Below are 17623 nucleotides of genomic sequence, written 5' to 3'. Positions count from 1 at the left end.
GCGACGCCCAGTTGCTCAGCGACGATTTTTTTAACGCGTTGTTCGATATCGGACATGTGATGCCTCCATTAGGTTACAGAAAGTGCGCGCATTTTAGCAGGTTTGCGCATTGAAAATTTACTTTCGACATTAGTCTTTAATATTCAATAAAATTATGTCAAAAGCATCTAAATCGGTGTTACTTACATTTAACTCTGAAATAAGCCTAAAACTGCGGACTTGCTTCAGCTCACGGCTCAACTCATATACATGCCGCCATTTACGTGCAAAGTGCTGCCCGTAATATAGCCGGCTTGCGACGACGCCAGGAACACTACCGCCGCCGCCACGTCTTCGGCAGCACCCAGCCGCCCGAGCGGGATCTGCTGCAGCAACGAAGCATGCTGCTGCTCGCTCAGAGCCTTGGTCATATCGGTATCGATAAAACCCGGCGCAACGCAGTTAACCGTAATGTTGCGGCTGCCGATCTCACGCGCCAACGCACGACTCATGCCAGCCACGCCAGCCTTGGCGGCAGCATAATTCATTTGCCCCGGATTGCCGGCCGAACCGACTACCGAAGTGATATTGATGATACGACCATGCTTGGCCTTCATCATGCCACGCAAGACTGCGCGCGACAAACGCGCCACGGCGGTCAGATTGGTCGCGATGACGGCGTCCCATTCCTCATCCTTCATGCGCATGGCCAGTTGATCCTGGGTGATGCCTGCATTATTGACAAGAATCGACAAGCCGCCGAATTCCTTCTGCGCCAGTTCAACCGCCGCCGCGCAGCCGGCAGCATCATTCACATTCAGCACGATACCGCGACCGTTGCCTGGCTGGCTAGCCTCCATGTATTCGGTAATCGCCGCCGCACCTGCCTCGGAGGTCGCGGTGCCGATGACTTTGGCGCCGCGCTGGAGCAATTGCAACGCAATGGCCCGGCCGATGCCGCGCGATGCGCCGGTGACAAGAGCCACCTGGCCGGTTAAATTCTGTACATCTGTATTTTGTAAAGTCACTTGAATGTCTCCAACATTTTATCCAGCGACACCTGATCGACAATCATGTCGCTGATCAAGCTGTCGTTAATACGCTTGGTCAAACCAGCAAGAACCTTGCCCGGACCGCATTCAACCACATGAGTGACACCTTCGACAGCAATTTTCTGCACGGTTTCCACCCAGCGCACCGGACTGGCCGCTTGCCGCACCAATGCATTCTTGATGGCTTCCGGATCATTGACGATGGCAACGTCGACGTTATTGATCAGCGCAATCTGCGGCGCCGCGAAAGTCAGGTCTTGCATGTATTCACGCAAACGGTCCGATGCCGGTTTTAACAACGAAGAATGAAATGGGGCCGATACCGGCAATGGCAAGGCACGTTTCGCACCTTTTTCTTTAGCCGCGATACAAGCGCGCTCGATCGCCGCCTTATGGCCTGCAATCACTACCTGCGCCGGCGCGTTGAAATTTACCGCCTCAACGATTTCGCCCTGAGCCGCTGCCAGACAAACTGCACGCACATCCTCATCCGACAAACCGAGAATGACGGCCATGCCGCCCTGCCCGACCGGCACCGCTTGCTGCATGGCTTGTGCACGGAAACGCACCAAAGGCACTGCGTCCTTGAATGCAATCACGCCTGCGGCGACCAAAGCGGAATATTCGCCCAGACTGTGGCCAGCCACCAAAGCCGGCGCTTTGCCGCCAGCCGCCAGCCAGGCCCGATAACAAGCAACTGCTGCGGTCAACATGACCGGCTGCGTATTGGTAGTCAGATCCAACTCTTCTTTCGGCCCCTCGGCAATCAGCTTGCCCAGATCAAACTGCAACGCTTCTGAAGCTTCTGCAACCGTATCCCTTACCACCGGGTTATCGGCAAAACCGCTCAACATGCCAATGGCTTGCGAGCCCTGGCCTGGAAAAACAAATGCGAATTTATTCATGCCTTACCTACCGCTTATTAATTGAGGATTTGAGATTTATCGAAGGCTCGGAAAACCTCTAAAGACCGTAGCCTCAGCTACGCTGACTTGCGTCAATTGTCTGTTCGAGAAGCCCAGTTGTACGACAGTACAGTGAGCATCGCAGAGCAGAGATTGGCGGGCGCAGTGGTCTTTAGAGGTTTCCGCTTTCCTTTACATGCGCGCTAAAATTGCGCCCCATGTGAAACCGCCGCCGACACCTTCCATCATGACATTCTGGCCGGGCTTGACACGACCGTCGCGCACAGCCTGATCCAGTGCCAGCGGAATCGATGCCGCCGAGGTATTGCCATGCTGATCCACCGTCACCACCATGCGCTCGTTATCCAGGCCTAGCTTACGCGCAGTACTTTGCATGATGCGGATATTGGCCTGATGTGGAATCAGCCAGTCAATTTCGGATGCGCTCATGCCGGCGATCTGCAAGGTTTCGTTGGCGACTTTTTCCAATACCGACACCGCCAGCTTAAACACTGCCTGGCCGTCCATATACAGGAAGGCGCTGCCCTCAACCACTCCGGCATTCATCTTACCTGGAACGCATAGTATGTCTTTATAGCGGCCATCGGCATGCAACTTGGTAGCAAGAATGCCAGGCTCGGCAGAGGCACTCATGACGACTGCACCGGCGCCATCGCCGAACAGCACACAAGTGGTGCGATCTTCAAAATTCAGGATTCGTGAAAAAACTTCGGTGCCGATTACCAGAACGTTTTTGTGCGCGCCGGATTTGATAAAACTATCGGCAATTGACACTGCGTATACAAAACCGCTGCACACTGCCTGCACATCAAAAGCGGCGCCGCCGTTGGCAATACCAAGCTTTTGCTGCACTACGCAGGCTGTGCTCGGAAAACCGCCGAAATAGTCCGGGGTTGAAGTGGCGACGATCACGAGATCGATATCGTCGGCCTGCATGCGCGCCATATCCAGCGCCTGCTTGGCTGCTGCTACGGCGAGATCGCTGGATTGCACATCCGCTTCAGCGTAGTGACGCGCCGCGATGCCGCTACGGGAAAAAATCCATTCATGCGATGTCTCAATGCCCTTTTCGGCGAGTTGCGCAGTGAGCTCTTGATTGCTTACCCGTTTCGGCGGCAAATAGCTGCCGGTACCGACAATTTTGCTAAAAGTAGTCATGCTGTCTTTTGTTGGGTTGATTCAGTAATAACGATTTCGCCAGACGCGCCATCCACACCCGTTTCGGCGGGCTTGGATGCTATCTCCGGGTGCGGCATCAGCTCCGCAATCGTGGTTGCAATACGAGACAATACATCATATTTGGCGGCATCGAACGCCCGCTGTATAGCCCATTCGTAGCCATAAGCGTCGGCCCCGCCATGGCTCTTGAACACCAGTCCGCGTAAGCCCAGCAGGCTGGCGCCGTTATAGCGCGAGGGATTCAGGCGGCGCGAGATGGCCTTGATCGCGCCACGGGCAATGACCGCGCCAAGCATATTCAAAATGCCGCTTTTGAATTCTGTCGTCAATACTGTCTTGACGAAACGCCCCAGGCCCTCGGAAGCCTTGAGCGTGACATTACCGACAAAACCGTCGCAAACGACGATGTCGGTAGTGCCCTCGAAGATATCGTTGCCTTCGACATTGCCGTAGAAATTCAGGATACCCTTTTCGTGATCCGCACGCAGCAATTCCGCTGTCTGCTTGACCACCTCATTGCCTTTGATATCTTCTTCGCCGACATTCAGCAAACCGATCGTCGGCCTCGGCTTGCCTTCCATGGCCGACACCAGCGCCGACCCCATCAAGGCAAACTGATGCAGGTGCAACGGTTCGCAATCGACGTTGGCGCCCAGATCGAGCATATAAGTGGGGCCGTCTTTTTGATTGGGGAGAATGGTGCAGATCGCAGGACGGTCAACGCCATGCAAGGTCTTGAGCAAGTAGCGGGAAACCGCCATCAAGGCGCCGGTATTACCCGCCGAGACGCACGCCTGCACCTGCTGGTCTTTGACCAGACGCAAGGCGACGCGCATTGAGGAATCTTTTTTACGGCGCAATGCAGTTTCGATGGAGTCATCCATCGTCACCACTTCGGATGCATGCTGCACCGATAAGCGCGGGTGGGAGGTTGCCTTGTGCTTTTTCAGTTGCGCTCGAATTTCTTCTTCAAGACCAACCAGTACCAATTCGGCCTCAGGCTCGCGATTAGCAAATGAAATAGCAGCAGGAACGGTAACCGATGGGCCATGATCACCACCCATACAGTCGATAGAAATTTTGATTGTCATTGTTTTGATTCAGTGCCTACTCTAAGCCATATTATGAGGCAGATTGGGCGCGATTCAAAATGACGCGAGGAATTATTCCACATACAAAAACGGCGCTTCTGAGAGAAACTCATCGCGCCGCCTTCAACCTGCATCGCAAGAACAAGTAAGTATTACTCGTCGTTCTTGGTCTTCAACACTTTACGGCCACGGTAAAAGCCATTTGGGCTGATGTGGTGACGCAAATGTGTTTCACCAGTCGTTGGCTCGATAGCCAGCGGAGGTGCAACCAGAAAATCGTGGGCACGGTGCATGCCGCGCTTGGATGGGGTCTTTTTATTTTGTTGAACTGCCATGATAACTCCTGCTTTCTTAAGATCTTAAAGTTTAACATATCCAACCCTCAGAACAGGGAAAGGCTGGATATTCCTGCCGCGTTTGTGCGCGGATTTTACTACCTATTGCCACACCTTAGTCACACGGAATCACATTCATGTGAAAATCAGCGCGACAAATTTACCGCAATTCTGTATCTAATCAGTTGGGGACAGAGTAATTCGCCACGTTTCAGTAACTTCCAAGCTCTTCCCGCAATGAGTTTTATTGTTGCTTCAAATTCTTTAGCATCGCGAATGGCGATTCTTTTTTGCTGCTTTTCAGCCCATCCAATGCAGATTGGTCCGGGCAAACCGGATGCCTGGGCGACAACGGCAAGGCCAGTAAAGCCTCATCCTCAACCAGTTCAAGGATACTCAGTGTTTTAGTGCCAACGATGACATCAATTTCGTCATTATCAAGAAGTGCATCGATTTCATCAGCACTTTCCTCATCTTTTGCCAATACCAGCGCGGATTCCGCGTCAATATCGAAGGCAAACGGCGTCAAACAGCGCTGACACATGATCTTGATCGAGCCGGTTACCGACATCGTCAGCTGGGGATGCCCCAAGTGATCAACGCCACCAACCAGAACCCAATGCAGAGCGCCGGAGCGGTCTGCCGACTCATCGGCCAGGCGACTCAGGTCAGCCACGGCGATTTCGCCTTCACGGCGCTCTTTATGGCGCGCATACTCAAACGCGTCGATTACAAAAGCACTCATAGTCAAGCCGAACCCGGAAAACCTGCGATAATAACAGCCTTTTCCCTTATTCGTCAAAGTGTTAGCGTGTTTTCCGCACTTTCCCCACATTTTATTGTTAGGCAATCGTTCAACTGACGAAAACCATGGCTTCTTTACAACAGACGATTTCCCCCACAGCTCCTTCACCCCTACCGCGCCTGATCCTTGGCTCCAGCTCCAGATACCGCAAAGAATTGCTGTCCCGGCTACAGATCCCATTTGAGGTGATCGTGCCAGATATCGACGAAACTCCGCATCCAGGCGAAAGCCCGCAAACCACTGCATTGCGCCTGGCTTTGGAAAAAGCACGCGCAGTAGCGCTGACTGCGCCAAATGCGCTGGTGATCGGCTCGGATCAGGTGGCCACATTGGATGGCGAGCAGATCGGCAAGCCCGGCAATCATGAAAATGCCCTGGCGCAGCTGCAGAAAATGCGGGGCCGCCGCGTCATTTTCCATACCGCCCTTTGCCTGTGGGATAGCAGGCAGAGCCAGGTCGAACAAGCGGTCCAGATAGAAAACGTCCAGACCTTTGTCACCTTTCGTGACCTGCCCGATGCCGAACTGGATGCCTATTTGCGGATTGAACAGCCTTATGATTGCGCCGGCAGCGCAAAAAATGAAGGGCTGGGCATCGCCATCCTGGAAAAAATCGAGAGTACCGACCCCACCGCCCTGACCGGTTTGCCATTAATCGCGCTGACCGGTATGCTGCGCCGCGCCGCCCTACCATTCTTCATAAAATAAACCGACATGCCAGGCATCCTGTATTTAATCCCCAACACCCTAGGCCAAAGCGAGGCCGGTTCGGCACAGCCGCTGGCGGCCGTCATCCCATTCGAGGTGCAGGCGCTCACCGCCCGGCTGGATTACTTCATTGCAGAAAATGCAAAGACCACGCGCGCCTTTTTAAAATTGATCGCTGCCGCCCAGCCACTAGCCAAACCGTTACAAGAAATTCAAATCGCAGAACTCAATGTCAACACTGCCAGCACCGCCCTGCCAGCCTTGCTGGCGCCGATTCTGGCCGGTCAGGACGCCGGCCTGATCTCTGAGGCGGGCGTGCCGGCGGTTGCAGACCCCGGCGCCAATCTGGTACGGCTGGCCCATGCGCACGGGATTCAAGTGCGGCCACTGGTCGGACCGTCATCACTGCTGCTGGCCGTCATGAGCAGCGGCCTTAACGGCCAAAGTTTTGCTTTTAACGGCTATCTGCCCACCGATGCCGAACAACGCAGCAAACGTATCAAGGCATTGGAATTGCGTTCGCGCCAGGAGCAGCAGACGCAACTATTCATTGAAACACCATATCGCAACGGCACGTTTCTGGAAGCGCTGGCCAGCAGCTGTCAAGCCAATACGCTGATTTGCGTCGCCACCGATCTGACCCTGCCATCCGAGACCATCAGGACCCAGACCGCAGCCAAGTGGAAGACGGCTCTGGCGGCTGGCAAACATCCCGACTTTCACAAAAAGCCAACCGTGTTCCTATTCCTGGCGCAATAACTTTTTTACATCGGACACAAAACGCAAAACGGCGACGGTGTTGCGCCGTCGCCGAATTTGCCTGTCCCGAAAGACATTATGTTGAGAAGTCGAAAACTTCTCGGTGCCGCATCATCGATGCGGGGGGTTGTCCAGTAGCCAATGCACAACTCCAAAACAAGGGGTTGTATTGCAATGGAGTGATTTTTTGCTACTGAAACAATTGCATCTGGGTGATCAACGATTTTGCTATGTCTATAATCGCCTCCTCTGTTCGCTATTCCTCGAGTACCTTTAATATACGACAGGATCGCGAAGATACAAGGCAAATTAAAGTATTACGATATGCCGGTTTCTTGCCGGCTTCTTGCTGGTTTCCACTTTGGCATTTACTTCAGAGCCCGCATGCCGTGTGCTGCGCGCGGACTCATGAATAAAATTCAACGCAAACTTGGCTTCACTTCATTCGCCAGCGATTGCACCACACCAGCCCCCATCGCTACACCGAATTTTTTCAGCACGCGCTCAGGCAAACCTTCGCTCTTGGTGTAATCGACAATGTCTTCCTGCTTCAAGACATCGCGCGCAACGCTGTCTACCGTTCCATAACCATCTGCCAAGCCCATCTCGACCGCCTTGGAACCACTCCAGAACAGGCCTGAGAAAGTTTCCGGTGTTTCCTTCAGGCGTGCGCCGCGACCTTTACGCACAACATCGATAAACTGCTGATGGATTTCCGCCAGCATGGTTTGCGCATAACCTTTCTGGGTAGCGCTCATCGGACTGAACGGATCAAGGAAGCCCTTGTTGTCGCCGGCGGTCAGCAGGCGCCGCTCAACGCCTACCTTATCCATCAAGCCGGTGAAGCCGAAACCATCCATCAGCACACCGATGGAGCCAACGATGCTGGCTCTATTGACATAGATTTTATCGGCCGCGGCAGCGATGTAATAACCGCCCGATGCGCACATCTCGTCGACCACTACGTACAGCGGCTTGTTCGGATATTCCTTGCGCAGGCGCGTGATTTCATCGTTGATGATGCCGGCTTGCACCGGGCTGCCGCCGGGGCTGTTGATGCGCAATATCACGCCGACCGAATCGTCTGCGGCAAAGGCGTTATCAAGCGCCGGCACCACTACGGCGGCCGAACCATTACCTTCCGATTCGATCGCGCCATTGATCTTGACCAACGCAGTATGCGCGCCGACGGTTTGCGTGTCCGAGCCTTCGTAATTCACACCTAACCAAAACGCGAAGCCAATCACAGCAAGGGTCGCCAGCTTAAAGAAAATCCCCCACCGGCGCCGCGCACGCTGTTCGCGCAATGAGGCGAACGCCAGCTTCTCCAGTAACTCACGCTCCCAACCTTCTTTTTTAACGGGCATGGCGGTTTCCACATTATCAAATTCGTTATTGCTCATGGTGCTCACTCACTTCGTTTATCCGAAATCGTTATTGAATACGCCAGCGGCACTATCTCAAGCAACTGCCGGGCGCACGTACTCATCAGGGATCCAGAACACCTGATCATTGCTTTCTTCAACCAAAATCTTGTGCAAGCGCCCACCGCGGCATGGACCACCGGCGCAGTTCCCGGTTTCCGGCTCATACACCGCGCCGTGCGTAGCACACATCAGATACAAACCGCTGGACTCGAAAAACTCGCCTTCATTCCAATCCAGCTCCAGTGAAATATGTGCGCAACGGTTCAGGTAAGCGTGAACAATATTGTGGTGGCGTATGGCGAATGCAACCGCATCCTCACCCCAGGCAGTAACCGCAAAACGCACGCCTTTGCCGCGCTCTGCCAGCGCAGAAGAAGCACAGATGGGAATTCGGATTTTATTCATCGCGTCATTCACGGCGGCGTGGTCCGGGATCAGGCATTTTCGTTAAGCCAGGCATGCAGTTGCACGGTCGAGGTCGCATTGAACAGCGGCTTCAGTGCGTTCAGTTCGTGGGCCGGATGCGCGCCATACTGAACCGCGATACCCGCTGCGCCGGCATTGATCGCCATCTGCAGATCATGCGTGGTGTCGCCGATCATCACCGTGCGCTTCAGGTCCTGTCCCAACTCTCGCGTCAACTCCTGCAGCATGGCCGGATGCGGCTTGGAGAATGTTTCGTCGGCACAGCGGGTAGCGTCAAATGCCGACAGCAACTTGGTCTCGTGCAAGGCGCGATTCAGTCCGACCCGGCTCTTGCCGGTGGCAATCGCCAGGAAATAACCTTGTTGCGACAAGTCTGCCAGCATTTCACGCACGCCGTCGAACAAGGTCAGATCCTGGTCTTGCGCCAGATAGTGATAACGATAGCGCTCCACCACCCGCGGATACTGGCTAGGCTCCAGGCCCGGCATCGCCACCTGCATCGCTTCCGCCAAACCAAGCCCGATCACATGCGAGGCGGCCTTGTTGTCCGGAATCGCCAGCCCCAGATCCCTGGCGGCGGCTTGAATACATTTCACAATGATGGCGGTGCTGTCCATCAAGGTGCCATCCCAATCAAATACGATTAAGTCAAAATTCTTTCGCGCCATATTGCCTGGCAATACCTTGCCAGCTCCTGTTGTTGGGTTTGGCCTGCCGCTCGGGAAATCGGCAAACCGATAAACAAATACTAACTGATATTTTAATCACCCTCAGCTTCAGTCGTTGCTGCGGGGATATTTTTTGGCAGGCTCTTCAGGAATTTTTCACACTCCGGCGGTAACGGCGCCTTAAGGGTCACCGGCTTGCCCGTTTCTGGATGAGCGAAGGTAATTTGATAAGCATGCAAAAACATCCGCTTCAACGCGATACGCTGGCCGTCAGCTTTTTGCAAAGCCCGATTCAAGGCGAAGTCGCCATATTTGTCGTCGCCGGCAATCGCAAATCCGCTGGAAGACAGATGAACCCGGATCTGATGGGTACGGCCGGTTTTCAGCTCAGCTTCGAGCAAAGCGTAATCGCCGTAACGACGGATCAGGTTGAAAATCGTGTGTGACGCCTGGCCGTCAGCCTGCACCCGCACGCGGCGCTCACCGTCGGCCGCCGTATATTTATGTAATGGCAGCTTGACATGCTGACGCTCGTTTTGCCAGTCGCCGTGCACCAGCACCAGGTAACGCTTGTCGGTATCGCCGTCACGCATCTGTTCATGCAGATTGGTCAGCGCAGAGCGCTTCTTCGCCAGCAACAAGATGCCGGAGGTATCGCGATCCAGCCTATGCACCAGTTCCAGGAATTTGGCTTGTGGACGGGCAGCCCGGAGTTGCTCGATAACACCATAGCTGACACCGGAGCCGCCATGCACGGCAACCCCAGCCGGCTTATCGATTACCAGCAGATGATTATCTTCCAACAATATTTTAAATTCCGCCCCCGGCACCACTTGCACTTGCTTTTCAGCAATCCGAATCGGCGGCACCCGGATCACGTCCCCCTCCACCAAACGGTAAGTCTGATCGATACGGCCTTTATTGACCCTGACCTCACCGGAGCGCAGCACGCGATAAATATGGCTTTTGGGCACTCCCTTGCAAATACGCAATAAAAAATTGTCGATGCGTTGACCGGCGTCCTCTTCCGCAATAGTCAACAGTTGGACGGCAAGAGGCGGCGGTGGCGGAGATACCGGCGCCTCTTGCTCCACGGCTACATTGAGTAGGGCCTTATGCTTGGGCGCGGCCTGTGTCCGTGCCTTGGGACGAGTCTCAGCTCGTCCTCCAGAAAATCTCGCTAAGTCCTTCATTTTGAATATATAATTGTTCCGCAATTGTTAAAAAACAGTTGCTGGTGTAAGAATAAAAAGACCATTCTACACAGGGGCGTCCCCATCAGCCTCGCCAATTTGCAAATTTGATGGGAAATGTGTACGCATCACCCCTGCGCGAATCAAGGTCGCACCGTTGTTGTCATCGGATAACGCGCACGGATGCTGAACAAGAATGTCTGGATGATTAGGATAAAGTCCGGTGAGCCCGATGCGATCAAAACGATCGCGACGAGCTTGCTGGTTGATGTAGTGTTTTAAATTTGTCGCATATTTACTGAAACCAATGCTTTCTTTGGCTCTATCAAGCTGCTCACCGCCAGGCGTCGTGCTCGCGTTCCGCGAACCGCAAGACGCTGTACCGGTGCACGCTGATAGTATTCTGTAGAACGACAGCACTATATCCGCGCCTGTGCTCAGCGCCCTACTCTGTAGATTAGGCGCTGACACACCAAGGCACCCCTCCCCCCTGACACTCCGTTCTCGCGTACATCCTTGTACTTTTTGTCGCTGACAGAAATGCTGAAGAACAGCAATCTTTAAGCGCCATTGCATTGACCCAAGGGTCACGGAGCGAAAAATGAAACGCATGTTGTTTAATGCCACGCAGCAAGAAGAACTGCGCGTGGCTATTGTTGACGGGCAAAAGCTCATTGACATCGATATCGAAACCACCGGACGCGAACAACGCAAGTCCAACATTTACAAAGGTGTGATTACCCGTATCGAACCGTCGCTGGAAGCCTGCTTCGTCAACTACGGTGAAGAGCGTCATGGCTTTTTGCCGTTCAAGGAAGTTGCCCGCACTTACTTTAAAGAAGGTGTAGATGTCCGTAGCGCATCGATCAAGGATGCACTGCGCGAAGGCCAGGAAATCATGGTGCAGGTCGAAAAGGAAGAGCGCGGCAATAAAGGCGCGGCCCTGACCTCCTTCGTTTCACTGGCTGGCCGCTATCTGGTCCTGATGCCGAACAACCCACGCGGTGGTGGCGTCTCGCGCCGGGTCGAAGGCGAAGATCGCCAGGAACTGCGCGAAACCATGGACAAGCTGGACCTGCCGAACGGCATGTCAGTAATTGCCCGTACCGCCGGCATCGGCCGCAACGTTGACGAATTGCAATGGGATTTGAACTACCTGATGCAACTCTGGCGCGCTATCGAAGGCGCTGGCCAGACCGGCAACGGCGCTTTCCTGATTTACCAGGAATCATCCCTGGTGATCCGCGCGATCCGCGATTATTTCCAGCCGGATATCGGCGAAATCCTGATCGACACCGACGAAATCCACGACCAGGCCCAGCAGTTCATGGCCCATGTCATGCCCGACATGGTGCATCGCGTAAAACGTTACCGCGACGATGTACCGCTGTTCTCCCGCTTCCAGATCGAACACCAGATCGAAACCGCGTATTCGCGCACCGTGCCGCTGCCATCCGGCGGCGCCATCGTGATCGACCATACCGAAGCGCTGGTCTCGGTTGACGTCAACTCCGCGCGTTCAACCCGCGGCGGCGATATCGAAACCACCGCCTTCAACACCAATCAGGAAGCCGCCGAAGAAGTCGCCCGTCAATTGCGCTTGCGCGATCTGGGTGGCTTGATCGTGATCGACTTCATCGATATGGAGAATTCGAAGAACCAGCGCGAAGTCGAAACCCGCCTGAAAGATGCACTGCGCTATGACCGCGCGCGCGTCCAGATGGGCAAGATCTCGCGCTTCGGCCTGATGGAATTGTCGCGCCAGCGTCTGCGTCCGTCGCTGTCCGAAGGCAGCCATGTGACATGCCCGCGTTGCAACGGCACCGGCCATATCCGCGATACCGAATCGTCCGCCCTGCAAGTCCTGCGCATCATCCAGGAAGAGGCGATGAAAGAAAATTCGGCAGCGATCCACGTCCAGGCGCCAGTCGACGTCGCTGCTTTCCTGCTCAACGAAAAGCGTGGCGAGATCCTGAAGATCGAAACCCGTCACCGGGTCGGCATCATCCTGATCCCGAACAAGCATCTGGAAACTCCGCACTACAAACTGGAACGCCTGAAGCACGACGATCCGCGCCTGGAAGAAACCCAGGCCAGCTATGCCATGGCAGAGCAAGCCGATACCGACATCGGTTACAGCAAAACCCAAAAAGAAGAAGGCAAGCCGCGTCAGGAAGCCGTGGTCAAAGGCATCACACCAGACCAGCCGGCGCCTATCGTCGAGCGCAAACCAGTCGAGGCACGTCCGACAGCAGTTGCTGCCACCGGCCCGGCAGAAGCAGGTTTCCTCAGCAAGATCTTCGGTTTCTTCTTCAGCAAACCAGTTGCTCCAGCGGCCACCCCTGCCGCCACGGCAGAAGCCAAGGGCCCGCAACAACGCGGCGACCGTGGCGATCGCAACAACCGTGGCCAGCGCGGCCGTAATCGCGGTGGCCGCAATCGCGATGGCAGCGCCCAGGAAGGACGCGAAGACAGCGCCAAGAAACCGCTGGTTGAAGCCGTAGAAGCAAAAACCCAGCAAGCGCGTCCGCCACGTCCTCCACGCGAGCCTAAAGAGCAGAGAGAACCACGCGACACCGCCGAAAACAAATCGGAAAACCGCAATGAAGGCCGGCGCGAACGCAGCGAACGCCCGCCACGTCCGCCACGCGAAGAGCGCAAGGAAAATCTGAGCGAAGTCAAAGTTGACGAAACCTTGCTCACGGGTGGCGTAGTAGCTGCTGCCGGTGTTGCTGTAGCCAGCGTGACTGAAACCGCAGAAGCAACGCAAATCGATAGCGGACGGGTTGAAATCAAAGCCGGCGAAGACGAAGAACCGCGTCGCCGTCGTCGTCGCGGTGGCCGTAACCGCAATCGTCGCGACCGTGATAGCGCCGAAGGCACGACCGAAGGCACAAGTGACGAGATCGAAACTGGCGAAGTAGCAGACGTGGCGGCAGTCGGCAGCGATGCAGTTGCTCCTGCAGTAACTCCCGTAGCAACGCCAGTCAGCGCTCCGGTTCAAGTGGAACCAGCTACCCCCGTCAGCAATAGCCTGCCGATGATGGCTTCGACAGTTGCAGTGGAGCAAGAAGCCGCCGCTCCGGCAGTTGAAGCGACGCCAGCGCCGACCGTTCTGTCGAACGCAATCGCAGCACCGTTGGCGCCACAGCAAGTTGCACCGCAACCTGAAGCCGCTCCGGCTGCAGTTGAAGTGACGCCTGCATCAGCTCCAGCGCCAGTTATTGCAGCGCCGGTTGTTACAGCCCCGGTTGTAACCGAGCCTGAACCAGTCGCCATCCCGGCAACAGCCGCACCGGCTCAACTGGTACTGCCTGAAGTGGCCGCAATCGCTAGCAGCCAACCGGTCGCAGAGCCGCAAATCGAAACAGCAACGCCGGTGGCTGTTGTTTCGGTTGCACCTGTAACTACTCCGGTGGTTGAGCAGGCAGCCGCAGTTGTACACGCGCCGGCACCGGCTCCTGCAGCAGAGGCGCCGGCCGTCATCAAGACAGCCGTGCCAAGCGCGTCGCCTAAGGTAGAAGATCTGCAAAGCGTACTCGCTGCAGCAGGTTTGACCCTGGCGGCGACCGACCCAAGCAAACTGCGCGCTGCACAAGAAGCAACGGCAAACATCGTCGCGGCGCCACGTGTACCGCGCGAACGCAAGCCTTTGCCAGCGCAATCCAGCGAACCGCTGGTGCAGGTCGAAACCCAGCACTCGCAATCGTAAGCTGATCGGCTGCCACTACGTGGCGTAGTAATCAGGAGCAATACAACAAAGGGAGTCCCAGACTCCCTTTGTCACGTCTGACGCCGGCGATATGTTCAAAATTGCGAGAACTGCCGCGCTTGCTGGGTAAGCAGCAGACTTCTTGAGCTAAAAAATGACGCTCATGGTATCTTCTAGAAGTCGTTACCTCATACATATAGATGCAAGGCATTGCACATTTTTCCAGACTCACATCATGACTAAAAAAGTCATCCCGCTGATCGATAGCCGCAGTTTTTTGCCGCCATCGTTGCCGCCGACCTTGCCCTCCATCCTCGAAACGCCGACCGGCCTGATCGCCGATGAACTGGGGCGGCCGCTGCACGACTTGCGCATCTCAGTCACAGACCGCTGCAATTTCCGTTGCATCTACTGCATGCCGCGCGCGGTGTTCGACAAGGACTATGCGTTTTTGCCGCACACCGCTTTGCTGTCGTTTGAGGAAATTACCCGCCTGGCCAGTTTATTCGTCGCCCACGGCGTCCATAAAATCCGCCTGACCGGTGGCGAGCCTTTGCTGCGCAAGCACATCGAAAAGCTGATCGCCATGCTGAGCGCGCTGAAGACGCCGGATGGCCAGGAGCTCGACCTGACCCTGACCACCAACGGTTCGCTGCTAGCGAAAAAAGCTCAGGCGCTGAAAGATGCCGGCCTGAAACGCGTCACCGTCTCGCTCGATGCACTCGACGAAAACATTTTCCAACGCATGAACGACGCCGATTTCCCGGTTGCCGATGTCTTGCATGGAATGGAAGTCGCGCATCAGGTCGGACTCGGTCCAATCAAGGTCAACATGGTAGTCAAGCGCGGCGTCAACGATCAGGAAATCCTGCCAATGGCGCGCCATTTCAAGAACACGCCGTATATCCTGCGCTTTATCGAATACATGGATGTCGGCGCCTCCAACGGCTGGAAGATGGATGAAGTGGTGCCCTCCGCCGAAGTCGCACAACGAATTCAAACAGAATTGCCGATGCAGCCGCTGGCGGCCAACTACCTGGGCGAAACCGCGCAGCGCTGGCGCTATGCCGACGGCGTTGGCGAAATCGGCCTGATCTCCAGCGTCACCCAGGCCTTTTGTCATGACTGTTCACGCGCCCGCCTGTCGACCGAAGGCAAGCTATACACCTGCCTGTTCGCCAGCGCCGGCCACGATCTGCGCGCCCTGCTGCGCAGCGAATGCAGCGACCGCGAAATTTCCAGCGTGATTGGCCAGCTATGGCGCGCACGCAATGATCGTTACTCCGAACTGCGTACGCAAAATACCGAAGGTCTGACGCCGACCAGGAAGAAAGTGGAAATGTCCTACATAGGCGGCTGATAAAATTGCAGACAAGCCACGCCATGCAAACCCATCCCGCTCCCACTGCACTAAATATCACCGGTCTGATACTGGCAGGCGGCCGCGGCACACGCATGGGCGGCGTCGACAAAGGTCTGCTCTTGCTCGACGACCGACCGATGGTGGCGCATGTCATCGCGCGCCTGGCGCCGCAGGTCAACAGCTTGATCATCAACGCCAACCGTAATCAGGAGAGCTACGCGGCGTTCGGGCATCCGGTCTGGTCCGATCTGCAGCCAGACTTTGCCGGCCCGCTAGCCGGCTTGCAGGCCGGCCTGCACCACTGCAGCAACCCCTACCTGGTCACGGCACCCTGCGATTCACCCTATCTACCGCACGATCTGGTGCAACACCTGGCGCAAGCCTTGGTCAGCGCAGACACCGACCTGGCGGTGGCCAGCACTAGCGAAGACCACTATCAGACAATCCAGCCGCAACCGGTATTCATGCTACTGAAAATCAGTTTGTTGACTGACCTCAATGACTACCTGCAAGGTGGCGGACGTAAGATGGAGACATGGTATCGCCGCCTGAATTATTGCGAAACCTTGTTTACCGATGCCGGCGCCTTCCGTAACATCAATACCCAAGAACAGCTGCAACAACAATAACGCAATGAGCGCAATGACCAATTCGAATGCCCGTCCAGCCAAGCCATCTTTGTCCGCACTGACCAGTTGCATGTCGGACTACGATCCGCAAGCGATGCCGGTCAAGCAGGCGCAGGCCATCATTCGCGCTTGCATCACGCCAGTCGGCGCCATCGAAAAAGTGGCGTTGCGCAGCGCCCTCGATCGGGTGCTGGCCAGCGACATCATCTCGCCGATCGACGTCCCGGCGCATGACAACTCGGCCATGGATGGTTATGCCTTCAATTCCGCCGACCTGCGCCACGATGCCGACACCGCGCTGACCGTGGTCGGCACTGCCCACGCCGGCCGCGCCTATCAGGGAACACTGAGCAGCGGCCAGGCGATACGGATCATGACCGGCGCCCTGATGCCGGACGGCGCCGACACCGTGATCCCGCAGGAATTCGTGAGCATCCCGCCCGGCAGTCCGGCCATCACCATCCCGGCAGCAGCCGTCAAACCCGGCGCCAATTGCCGCCTGGCCGGCGAAGATTTGCAAGCCGGCACAGCAGCCATCAGCCAAGGCCGCATCCTGCGCCCTGCCGATCTCGGTTTGCTAGCCTCGCTGGGCATCGCTGAGATCCCGGTAAGACGCCGGCTGCGCGTAGCATTTTTCTCGACCGGCGATGAACTGCGTTCGGTCGGCGAAGTGCTGGACCCTGGCTGCGTCTACGACTCCAATCGCTACACCCTATACGGCATGCTGCAACGGCTGGGCTGCGACATCATCGACATGGGCGTGGTTGGCGACGATCCGCAGGCGCTGGAAAGCGCTTTCCGCAGCGCCTGCGAAAATGCCGACGCCATCATCACCTCCGGCGGCGTCTCGGTCGGCGACGCCGATCATACTAAGCAAATGATGGCGCAATTAGGCGACGTCGCCTTCTGGAAGATCGGTATGCGCCCGGGCCGCCCGCTGGCGTTCGGCAGCATCGCGTCGGGCGGCAAGCAAGCCCTGTTCTTCGGCCTGCCCGGCAATCCGGTGGCGGTCATGGTGTCGTTTTATTTTTTTGCGCGCGACGCTCTGCTGCAAATGATGGGCGCACAAGTCGCACCGTTGCCGCTGATGCGCGCCACCGCAGCGGTCGCCATCCGTAAGCGGCCGGGGCGCACCGAATATCAGCGCGGCATTCTCGGCATGAGCGATGGTCAATGGAGCGTACGCCCGACCGCAGCACAAGGCTCGGGCATTTTGCGTTCGATGGCGGAAGCCAATTGCATGATCGTGCTGGCGCATGAGCAGGGCGATGTGGCCAGCGGCGATGCGGTTGAAATTATCCTGTTTGACGGCCTGATCTAAACCTGCGATGCCAGCTACCAGTATCAGCGACTTTGTTTTTCGCCCGGCCAG

Annotated in this window: 17 protein-coding genes; 6 read left to right on the top strand and 11 right to left on the bottom strand. The window is 56.1% G+C overall.

Annotated features, from left to right (window positions below; all coding sequences use genetic code 11):
• Positions 1 to 236: 236 nt before the first annotated feature.
• The 6 genes from fabG to VNZ60_RS06905 form a co-directional block, all read right to left on the bottom strand.
• Positions 237 to 1007 carry a 3-oxoacyl-ACP reductase FabG gene (fabG, locus tag VNZ60_RS06930; RefSeq protein ID WP_325657692.1) on the bottom strand — a complete coding sequence of 257 codons (771 nt, stop codon included), beginning with the start codon at positions 1005 to 1007 and terminating at the stop codon, positions 237 to 239.
• Positions 1004 to 1936, bottom strand: a complete 933-nt coding sequence (gene fabD, locus VNZ60_RS06925; protein ID WP_325657691.1) for an ACP S-malonyltransferase — start codon at positions 1934 to 1936, stop codon at positions 1004 to 1006. Before fabD ends, fabG begins: the two co-directional genes overlap by 4 nt.
• Positions 1937 to 2128: 192 nt before the next feature.
• Positions 2129 to 3115 (bottom strand): beta-ketoacyl-ACP synthase III, encoded by a 987-nt coding sequence (locus tag VNZ60_RS06920; RefSeq protein WP_325657690.1) that lies wholly within the window; start codon positions 3113 to 3115, stop codon positions 2129 to 2131.
• The gene (gene plsX / locus VNZ60_RS06915) at positions 3112 to 4227 is read right to left on the bottom strand and encodes a phosphate acyltransferase PlsX (protein ID WP_325657689.1); all 1116 of its coding nucleotides are present in this window, start codon (positions 4225 to 4227) and stop codon (positions 3112 to 3114) included. The genes VNZ60_RS06920 and plsX overlap by 4 nt, the downstream gene beginning before the upstream one ends.
• 152 nt (positions 4228 to 4379) lie before the next feature.
• Positions 4380 to 4562, bottom strand: coding sequence for a 50S ribosomal protein L32 (gene rpmF, locus VNZ60_RS06910; protein ID WP_014006864.1), 183 nt, complete (start codon positions 4560 to 4562; stop codon positions 4380 to 4382).
• A 244-nt stretch (positions 4563 to 4806) separates the two neighbouring features.
• Positions 4807 to 5307: a YceD family protein gene (locus tag VNZ60_RS06905; protein WP_325657688.1), complete on the bottom strand. Its 501-nt coding sequence runs from the start codon at positions 5305 to 5307 to the stop codon at positions 4807 to 4809.
• 125 nt (positions 5308 to 5432) lie between these two features.
• Between VNZ60_RS06905 and VNZ60_RS06900 the strand changes: the two genes are divergently transcribed.
• Positions 5433 to 6074 carry a Maf-like protein gene (locus VNZ60_RS06900; RefSeq protein ID WP_325657687.1) on the top strand — a complete coding sequence of 214 codons (642 nt, stop codon included), beginning with the start codon at positions 5433 to 5435 and terminating at the stop codon, positions 6072 to 6074.
• Between the two features lie 6 nt (positions 6075 to 6080).
• The gene (locus VNZ60_RS06895; protein ID WP_325657686.1) at positions 6081 to 6833 is read left to right on the top strand and encodes an SAM-dependent methyltransferase; all 753 of its coding nucleotides are present in this window, start codon (positions 6081 to 6083) and stop codon (positions 6831 to 6833) included.
• Between the two features lie 419 nt (positions 6834 to 7252).
• Here the strand turns inward: VNZ60_RS06895 and VNZ60_RS06890 are convergent, their stop codons facing one another.
• The 5 genes from VNZ60_RS06890 to VNZ60_RS06870 all read right to left on the bottom strand — a co-directional run bounded on the left by VNZ60_RS06890 (position 7253) and on the right by VNZ60_RS06870 (position 10967).
• The gene (locus tag VNZ60_RS06890; protein ID WP_414648788.1) at positions 7253 to 8236 is read right to left on the bottom strand and encodes a S49 family peptidase; all 984 of its coding nucleotides are present in this window, start codon (positions 8234 to 8236) and stop codon (positions 7253 to 7255) included.
• 57 nt (positions 8237 to 8293) lie between these two features.
• Complete coding sequence (locus VNZ60_RS06885; protein WP_325657694.1) at positions 8294 to 8665, bottom strand: Rieske (2Fe-2S) protein; 372 nt, start codon at positions 8663 to 8665, stop codon at positions 8294 to 8296.
• Between the two features lie 29 nt (positions 8666 to 8694).
• A complete protein-coding gene (locus tag VNZ60_RS06880) occupies positions 8695 to 9354 on the bottom strand; it encodes an HAD-IIIA family hydrolase (RefSeq protein ID WP_325657684.1) in 660 nt (219 codons plus the stop codon).
• Between the two features lie 92 nt (positions 9355 to 9446).
• Positions 9447 to 10547: an RluA family pseudouridine synthase gene (locus tag VNZ60_RS06875; RefSeq protein ID WP_325657683.1), complete on the bottom strand. Its 1101-nt coding sequence runs from the start codon at positions 10545 to 10547 to the stop codon at positions 9447 to 9449.
• Positions 10548 to 10613: 66 nt separating this feature from the next.
• A complete protein-coding gene (locus VNZ60_RS06870; RefSeq protein WP_325657682.1) occupies positions 10614 to 10967 on the bottom strand; it encodes a hypothetical protein in 354 nt (117 codons plus the stop codon).
• Positions 10968 to 11148: 181 nt separating this feature from the next.
• Here VNZ60_RS06870 and VNZ60_RS06865 point away from each other — a divergent pair, with 181 nt between their 5' ends.
• From VNZ60_RS06865 to moeA, 4 genes are all read left to right on the top strand, one after another.
• Positions 11149 to 14259: an Rne/Rng family ribonuclease gene (locus VNZ60_RS06865; RefSeq protein ID WP_325657681.1), complete on the top strand. Its 3111-nt coding sequence runs from the start codon at positions 11149 to 11151 to the stop codon at positions 14257 to 14259.
• Positions 14260 to 14494: 235 nt separating this feature from the next.
• A complete protein-coding gene (moaA, locus tag VNZ60_RS06860) occupies positions 14495 to 15619 on the top strand; it encodes a GTP 3',8-cyclase MoaA (protein ID WP_325657680.1) in 1125 nt (374 codons plus the stop codon).
• 23 nt (positions 15620 to 15642) lie between these two features.
• Positions 15643 to 16251, top strand: coding sequence for a molybdenum cofactor guanylyltransferase MobA (gene mobA, locus VNZ60_RS06855; RefSeq protein WP_325657679.1), 609 nt, complete (start codon positions 15643 to 15645; stop codon positions 16249 to 16251).
• 4 nt (positions 16252 to 16255) lie between these two features.
• On the top strand, positions 16256 to 17572 hold the full coding sequence (moeA, locus tag VNZ60_RS06850; protein WP_325657678.1) for a molybdopterin molybdotransferase MoeA: 1317 nt from the start codon (positions 16256 to 16258) through the stop codon (positions 17570 to 17572).
• The last annotated feature ends 51 nt before the right edge of the window (positions 17573 to 17623 follow it).

The sequence above is a fragment of the Collimonas sp. genome (genome assembly GCF_035566375.1).
Lineage (GTDB): Bacteria > Pseudomonadota > Gammaproteobacteria > Burkholderiales > Burkholderiaceae_D > Collimonas.
This window is presented reverse-complemented; position numbering and strand designations above follow the sequence as displayed.

Excerpts from the sequence above, each read along its gene's own strand:
- VNZ60_RS06890 (WP_414648788.1), bottom strand. The coding sequence starts at position 8,236 with ATGAGCAATAACGAATTTGATAATGTGGAAACCGCCATGCCCGTTAAA.
- VNZ60_RS06905 (WP_325657688.1), bottom strand. The coding sequence starts at position 5,307 with ATGAGTGCTTTTGTAATCGACGCGTTTGAGTATGCGCGCCATAAAGAG.
- VNZ60_RS06920 (WP_325657690.1), bottom strand. The coding sequence starts at position 3,115 with ATGACTACTTTTAGCAAAATTGTCGGTACCGGCAGCTATTTGCCGCCG.
- rpmF (WP_014006864.1), bottom strand. The coding sequence starts at position 4,562 with ATGGCAGTTCAACAAAATAAAAAGACCCCATCCAAGCGCGGCATGCAC.
- VNZ60_RS06875 (WP_325657683.1), bottom strand. The coding sequence starts at position 10,547 with ATGAAGGACTTAGCGAGATTTTCTGGAGGACGAGCTGAGACTCGTCCC.
- VNZ60_RS06885 (WP_325657694.1), bottom strand. The coding sequence starts at position 8,665 with ATGAATAAAATCCGAATTCCCATCTGTGCTTCTTCTGCGCTGGCAGAG.
- moaA (WP_325657680.1), top strand. The coding sequence starts at position 14,495 with ATGACTAAAAAAGTCATCCCGCTGATCGATAGCCGCAGTTTTTTGCCG.
- mobA (WP_325657679.1), top strand. The coding sequence starts at position 15,643 with ATGCAAACCCATCCCGCTCCCACTGCACTAAATATCACCGGTCTGATA.
- VNZ60_RS06895 (WP_325657686.1), top strand. The coding sequence starts at position 6,081 with ATGCCAGGCATCCTGTATTTAATCCCCAACACCCTAGGCCAAAGCGAG.
- plsX (WP_325657689.1), bottom strand. The coding sequence starts at position 4,227 with ATGACAATCAAAATTTCTATCGACTGTATGGGTGGTGATCATGGCCCA.
- VNZ60_RS06900 (WP_325657687.1), top strand. The coding sequence starts at position 5,433 with ATGGCTTCTTTACAACAGACGATTTCCCCCACAGCTCCTTCACCCCTA.
- moeA (WP_325657678.1), top strand. The coding sequence starts at position 16,256 with ATGAGCGCAATGACCAATTCGAATGCCCGTCCAGCCAAGCCATCTTTG.
- fabD (WP_325657691.1), bottom strand. The coding sequence starts at position 1,936 with ATGAATAAATTCGCATTTGTTTTTCCAGGCCAGGGCTCGCAAGCCATT.
- VNZ60_RS06880 (WP_325657684.1), bottom strand. The coding sequence starts at position 9,354 with ATGGCGCGAAAGAATTTTGACTTAATCGTATTTGATTGGGATGGCACC.
- VNZ60_RS06865 (WP_325657681.1), top strand. The coding sequence starts at position 11,149 with ATGAAACGCATGTTGTTTAATGCCACGCAGCAAGAAGAACTGCGCGTG.